The 6,348-nt window shown below is 51.3% G+C and carries 5 protein-coding genes; 4 read left to right on the forward strand and 1 reads right to left on the reverse strand.

Going from position 1 to position 6,348, the window contains the following annotated elements; translation table 11 throughout:
* The first annotated feature begins 115 nt into the window (after positions 1–115).
* The gene (locus ABYW01_RS11325) at positions 116–397 is read left to right on the forward strand and encodes a hypothetical protein (RefSeq protein ID WP_193954915.1); all 282 of its coding nucleotides are present in this window, start codon (positions 116–118) and stop codon (positions 395–397) included.
* Here ABYW01_RS11325 and ABYW01_RS11330 read toward each other — a convergent pair.
* Positions 394–2,580: an EAL domain-containing protein gene (locus tag ABYW01_RS11330; protein WP_372832777.1), complete on the reverse strand. Its 2,187-nt coding sequence runs from the start codon at positions 2,578–2,580 to the stop codon at positions 394–396. The genes ABYW01_RS11325 and ABYW01_RS11330 overlap by 4 nt on opposite strands.
* A 187-nt stretch (positions 2,581–2,767) precedes the next feature.
* On the opposite strand from ABYW01_RS11330, the gene ABYW01_RS11335 reads away from it, so the two are divergent.
* From ABYW01_RS11335 to ABYW01_RS11345, 3 genes are all read left to right on the forward strand, one after another.
* On the forward strand, positions 2,768–3,613 hold the full coding sequence (locus tag ABYW01_RS11335; protein WP_372832779.1) for an AAA family ATPase: 846 nt from the start codon (positions 2,768–2,770) through the stop codon (positions 3,611–3,613).
* Complete coding sequence (locus tag ABYW01_RS11340; RefSeq protein WP_372832780.1) at positions 3,613–4,788, forward strand: VWA domain-containing protein; 1,176 nt, start codon at positions 3,613–3,615, stop codon at positions 4,786–4,788. The genes ABYW01_RS11335 and ABYW01_RS11340 overlap by 1 nt, the downstream gene beginning before the upstream one ends.
* A gap of 160 nt (positions 4,789–4,948) precedes the next feature.
* A partial coding sequence (locus ABYW01_RS11345; RefSeq protein ID WP_372832782.1) for an ABC transporter ATP-binding protein occupies positions 4,949–6,348 on the forward strand: 1,400 nt, incomplete at its 3' end.

The following is a 6,348-nucleotide window of genomic DNA, read 5'->3' on the forward strand; positions in this document are numbered from 1 at the left end:
GCCTGACCCCCATCAAGTAATCACCCGGCAACTGCATGCTGCATTTGCGGTATCAGCCCCCCGCGACTACTTTTAGTACTCCACTCACCCCATTCAACGAGATCTAAACGCAGTCATGGATATTCAGCCAGCCAGTCAGTCGGCCTATCAAGCAATCAATCAGTCTCAGCAGAGACTGGATCAGGCCGCGACCGATATCGCGCAAGCCCCCATCGACACTCCGGTTGAAACCACCGACAGCAAAAAACCTTCCGATACCTTTGCGCCGGTCGCTAATAAACCGATTGAGTCATCACTGGTCGAGTTGCAGCTGGCTAAAACAGAAGCGGAGGCGGGCACTAAGATATTGCAGGCCGATAGCGAACGCATCGGCACCTTGATCGATATTGAGGTTTAAACCGACTCGGCGGGCTCGCTAAACAGATAACCTTGCGAGTATTCGATTCCCAGCTGATCTACGACGTCCTGCACCGCCTGATTGTGCACAAACTCCGCTATCGTTGCGATACCGGCGTTCTTGGCGAAGTATACGATAGCGCGGGTAATCTCGTAGCTGGCCTTATCGTCAGCGATATTCTTGATATATTTCGCATCGATTTTGACAAAATCCACATTCAGCTCAAGAATGCGTTCGAAGTTAGAGTATTCCGTCCCAAAATCATCAATCGCCAGTCGATACCCACGCGCCTTAAGTGCACGTAACTGTTTGATATGATTTTTCTTACCGGTTGAGCTAACCCCTTCCAGGATCTCCAATGTCACTTGCGATGCACTGACCTGATACTCATCCAGCTTGCTCTCCAGGTACTGCTCCAGATAGTGCTGATTCAGATCTTCCTCGGTGATATTCACCGACAATTCAATATCTGTGCCCGTAATCTGAGCAAAACCACGATCAATCACCCGACGGGTAATCAAGGGCAGCAACCCTGACAAACGGGCCGCCTCAAGGAAGACGTAGGGGCTATGCACCGTATGATCATGTAGCAAACGCACCAACGCTTCATACTTAACGATCTCACCGCTTTGGTTATCACGGATTCCCTGAAAATAAGGCACAATGCGACCATCACTCAGCGCATCATGCAGCATACTGTTCCAGTAGATATGCTCAGCGCGTTTTGCCTGATCCGGCTCATCCGTATCGGCATTATAAAGATGGAACTGGTTCTTCCCTTGTTCTCGCGCTTTTCGCAGTGACTGCACCGCCTTACCAAACAGACTACCGCTACCGCTGGCACCACCTGCTGTGAAGGTAATATTAAAGCCAAGATCATCAACGTTAATTTGACGAGAGAAGAACTGCTTCAATACCCGAACGTTGGCCGCTTTCAGATCAACGACCTGATCGTAATAGATCGCAAACTCATCCGCATTTACCCGAAAAATCTGCGCTTTCGGCTCTACTTCGACTAAACGTTGCGCAATCGCGCAGAGTAACTTATCACCAAATGCCAAACTGTATCCGGTGTTGATATAACTGAAGTTATCCACATTCAGCAACAACAGCGAACGGGGATGATCGTCTGCATCCAGCAACATGCTCAGCTTAGCTTTATTAGGAAGGCCGGTAAGCTGATCATGTTCCAGCGCATCAACCAGTTTGGCCTTTCCGGCTTTTAATTCGGTCAGATCGGTAAACACGGCAACATGGTTCTGCACCTTACCCAAGGTATCCCGAATCACACTCAGACTCATCCATTGAGACAACTCTGAACCATCTTTGCGCTGATTGACAATTTCACCGTGCCACTGCCCCTGCAACGTCAGTTCCGCCCACATATCTTTGTAAAAAGCAGCGCCCTGCCGACCCGAAGACAGCAATTTTGGGTCAAGACCTTTCACCTCTTCGCCACAATAGCCGGTGATTGCCTCAAACGCCTGATTTGTTTCGACAATGCGATTGTGGGCATCTGTCACCAACACACCTTCCGATGATTGAGTGAGCACGGTTCCCATCAATTCGATACGTTTACGACTCGCGGCCAGATGTTGATCCTGGGCATGACGTGCCAACACAATACTGACGATCGACGCCCCCACATCCAGCAGACGCTTGTGAAATGCAGACGGTGTACGGTGCTCAAAAGAGGACAGTGCAAAGGAGCCTATCGCTTCCTGTGCTTCATTACGCACAGGGACCGACCAGCAGGAACAGAGATTAAAGTCGTAAGCGATATGGCGCAGATCAGTCCAGCGAGGATCGGTAAACGTATCACGAACATAGACCGGCTCATTGCCAAATACTGCATTGCCACAAGAACCACCGGTTCTACCAGGTTTTAAACCTTGCAACGCATCGATACCCGCATCAGGTACACTCGGTGCCGCCAGTACACTCATCAACCCTGACTCACTATCAACCAGCATGACAGACGCGACAGCATTGGTTAGAAAGCTTTCGGTCAATGAGCAAAGCTTGTTGATAATCGACAGATAATCTTCATTGCGAGCAACACGTGAAAAGATCATCTGCTGCAGCTGAAGGATCTGATCCAGCTCCTCAACCGTCAGCGGCACTTCACCTGCGTAGCATGAAGCTTCAGTATTTTTATGCAGCTCATCTGTGGAAGTCGCCATATCTCATCCGTTCAGCGCTTGTCGCCCGATTGATCATCAATACTACCGCCAGTGGCTAAGAAAATGAACATCTTAGCCATCCCACTCACACGCCTCGCACAACAATTACATGATTACCCGTATTTATTAGCCTCTCGTCATCTTCATTTGCTAAACTCCTCGCTCCAGAACGTGGAGGATAATTCGGATGAGATTTGAAGGTACTGACCAGTATGTAGCCACAGAAGACCTGCAGATGGCTGTAAACGCAGCGATTACACTGCAGCGCCCTCTGCTGATCAAAGGCGAGCCGGGCACCGGCAAAACCATGCTGGCGGAAGAAGTAGCAGCGTCACTGGGCAAGAGGTTGCTGCGCTGGCATATCAAATCCACCACTAAAGCTCAGCAAGGCCTCTACGAATACGATGCTGTTTCCCGTCTGCGTGACTCGCAGCTGGGCGATGATCGGGTACACGACATCGGCAACTACATCAAAAAGGGCATGTTGTGGCAGGCATTTGATGCCGATGAGCAGGTGGTACTGCTGATCGACGAAGTGGATAAAGCCGATATTGAGTTCCCCAACGACCTGCTGGTTGAGCTGGATAAGATGGAGTTCTTCGTTTACGAAACCGGCGAACGCATTCAGGCGAAACACCGTCCGATCATCATTATCACCTCGAACAACGAAAAAGAATTGCCGGATGCATTTTTGCGCCGCTGCTTTTTCCACTACATCAATTTCCCTGATCAGGCGACCATGCACCAAATCGTGGATGTTCACTTCCCTGAAATCAAGCAGGAGCTGGTGCGTGAAGCGATGGAGATCTTCTTCCAGGTCCGAAACGTCAACGGACTGCGTAAGAAACCGTCGACCTCCGAACTGATCGACTGGCTGAAGTTATTGCTGTCCGATGATATCTCCCGTGAAACCCTGATCAACCGTGATCCAACACAAGCGATGCCACCCCTGTATGGCGCTCTGCTGAAGAACGAACAGGATCTGCACATGTTGCAGCGTCTGGCATTTATGGCGCGCCGGGAAACTCGCTAATGCTGATAGATCTCTTCTACCACCTTCGTAAGAGCGGCGTTCCCGTCACGGTAAAGGAACTGCTGGTGCTCCTCGAAGCACTGCAGGCACGACTGGCATTCTGCAATGTGGACGAGTTTTACCTCCTGTCCCGTACCTGCCTGATTAAAGACGAGAAGTACTTCGACCGTTTTGATCAGGCATTTGGCAGCTACTTTAAAGACCTCGAACTGGTAGAGGATTTTGCCAACGCGCTGATTCCCGAACATTGGCTGGAAGCCAACTTCCTGAAACAGCTCTCTGAAGAAGAGAAGGCTGAGATTGAAGCACTGGGCGGCCTTGAAGCACTGATGGATACGCTGAAAAAGCGCTTGGAAGAGCAGAAAGAAAAACACGCAGGCGGCAGTAAGTGGGTTGGCACAGGCGGCACTTCGCCTTTTGGCCACAGCGGCTACAACCCGGAAGGCGTACGGATCGGCGGAGAAAGCAAGAACCGCCGCGCCGTGAAAGTCTGGGAGAAACGGCAGTTCCGCAACCTTGATGACAGCGTTGAACTCGGCACCCGCAACATCAAAGTTGCGCTGCGCAAACTGCGTCAGTTTGCGCGCACCGGCGCCGCTGAAGAGCTGGACCTGGACGATACCATCAAGTGCACCGCGAATAACGCGGGCCTGCTGGATATCAAGATGGTGCCTGAGCGCCACAATGCGGCCAAAGTTTTGCTGTTTCTGGATGTAGGCGGATCAATGGACCCGTACATCCGGGTCTGCGAAGAACTGTTCTCCGCAGCACGCTCTGAATTTAAACACCTGGAATACTTCTACTTCCATAACTGTGTGTATGAACATATCTGGAAGGACAACAGTCGTCGTTATACCGAGAAGATATCCACACTGGACGTCCTGCACACCTATGGACCCGATTATCGCGTCATCTTTATCGGTGATGCCTCCATGTCTCCCTACGAAGTCGCCGACCGCTTTGGCAGTGTCGAGCATATGAATGACGAAGCCGGACAGGTCTGGCTAAAGCGTATTACCGATACATGGGATAAGGTGATCTGGCTGAATCCAAGTCAGCAACGCTATTGGAATTACACGCATAGCATCGGCATGATTCAGCAGCTGATGGAAAACCATATGTACCCACTCACACTGGAAGGGGTGGAACAAGGTATTAAGCACCTCTCGAAATAGGCGCCTCTCCTTCCATTACAGTGCATCGACACGCTGCAGTGAGGCCCTGCTCGTAAGTACCGCATAACGCTGTTGCAGCTATGAGGTCATATTTCACTGCCTGAGTCCGACAGCTAAGCTGTACACTAACAAAACGCGCAGCAACGGACTCAATCTTCAGATGTTACTTTTCAGACAACTGGCGTGGTTCTTTCAAGCTAACTGGCGCACCTACGCCGTCGCACTGCTAATGCTGGCCGGTGTTGCCCTGCTCAACGCAGCACTGCCTTATCTCATCGGTCAAACGATTGACCGCCTGCTAGCTGAAGGCACATTGAACCCAGCGGTTGAATACTACCTTTTGATCTTACTGGGGATGGGCGCGCTGATCTATCTATTGCGCGTTGGCTGGCGGCTGATCCTTTTTGGCACCTCCTATCAACTGGGGGGCATTTTACGCCAGCGTTTTTATCAGCGACTGACTCGATTGGGTCCGGCGTTTTATAGCCAGCAGAGCACCGGCGATCTGATGGCCAAAGCGACCAATGATATTGATGCCATCGAACTGGCTGCTGGTGAAGGCGTACTCTCGGGTTTTGACGGGGCGCTGACCTTCGTACTGGTCATTGCGATGATGCTCTTTGCCATCGACTGGCGCCTCACGGTCATTGCCCTACTCCCCTTTCCAGTCATGGGTTACGGTTTTTTCAAAATCTCCCGCTCTGTACATCAGCATTTTCAGGAATCACTCGAGCGTTTTTCCGATCTCAACAACCAGACTCAGCAGGCGCTATCCGGTATTCGCCTGATTAAAGCGATGGGGCGGGAACATCACGAAAGCAAAGCGTTTAACAAGATCGCGGAAAAAGCCGCACGTTGCAATTATCAGGTCGCGCGGTATGAGGCGCTGTATGAACCGGTTATTTACCTCTGCCTAACGACCTCCCTCTTGCTGATTCTGGGTGTGGGCGGCTGGCTTGTCTGGCAGGAACAGTTGACGGTCGGAAAACTGGCGAGTTTCACCCTGTATATGGGGCAACTGATCTGGCCAATGTGGGCCTTTGGCTGGTTGCTGAATATTATCGAGCGAGGCAGCGCAGCATCAAAACGGGTTGATGCACTCCTTGATACACCCGATACCATCACCGACCTCGGTACACATACACCGCAACAACCTGATCTGAAAGTTCGTACCCTGAGCTTCGCCTACGATGAAAAAGACGGGCAGGTTCTGAAGGGCGTTCACTTTGATCTTATTCACGGTCGCAAACTGGGCATCGCAGGCCCAACCGGCGCAGGTAAAACCACATTGATTCAGCTTTTGATGCGTCACTGGGAGTCAGAATCAGGTCAGATTCAGATTGATGACCACCCCCTGCAGGCGCTCAGCCTGCACCACATACGAGCCTGTTTTGCCTATGTACCTCAGGACAGCTTTCTGTTCAGCCTGAGCATCGCCGATAACATCTCTCTGGCCCAGCCGGATGCCAGTCTTGAGCAGATCCAACACGCTGCCAAAGTGGCGGCACTGGATGAGGACATTCGGCATTTTCCCGACGGCTATAACACTCAGGTCGGTGA

Origin of the sequence: Pontibacterium sp. (assembly GCF_041587635.1) — a bacterium.
Classification (GTDB): domain Bacteria; phylum Pseudomonadota; class Gammaproteobacteria; order Pseudomonadales; family Balneatricaceae; genus Pontibacterium.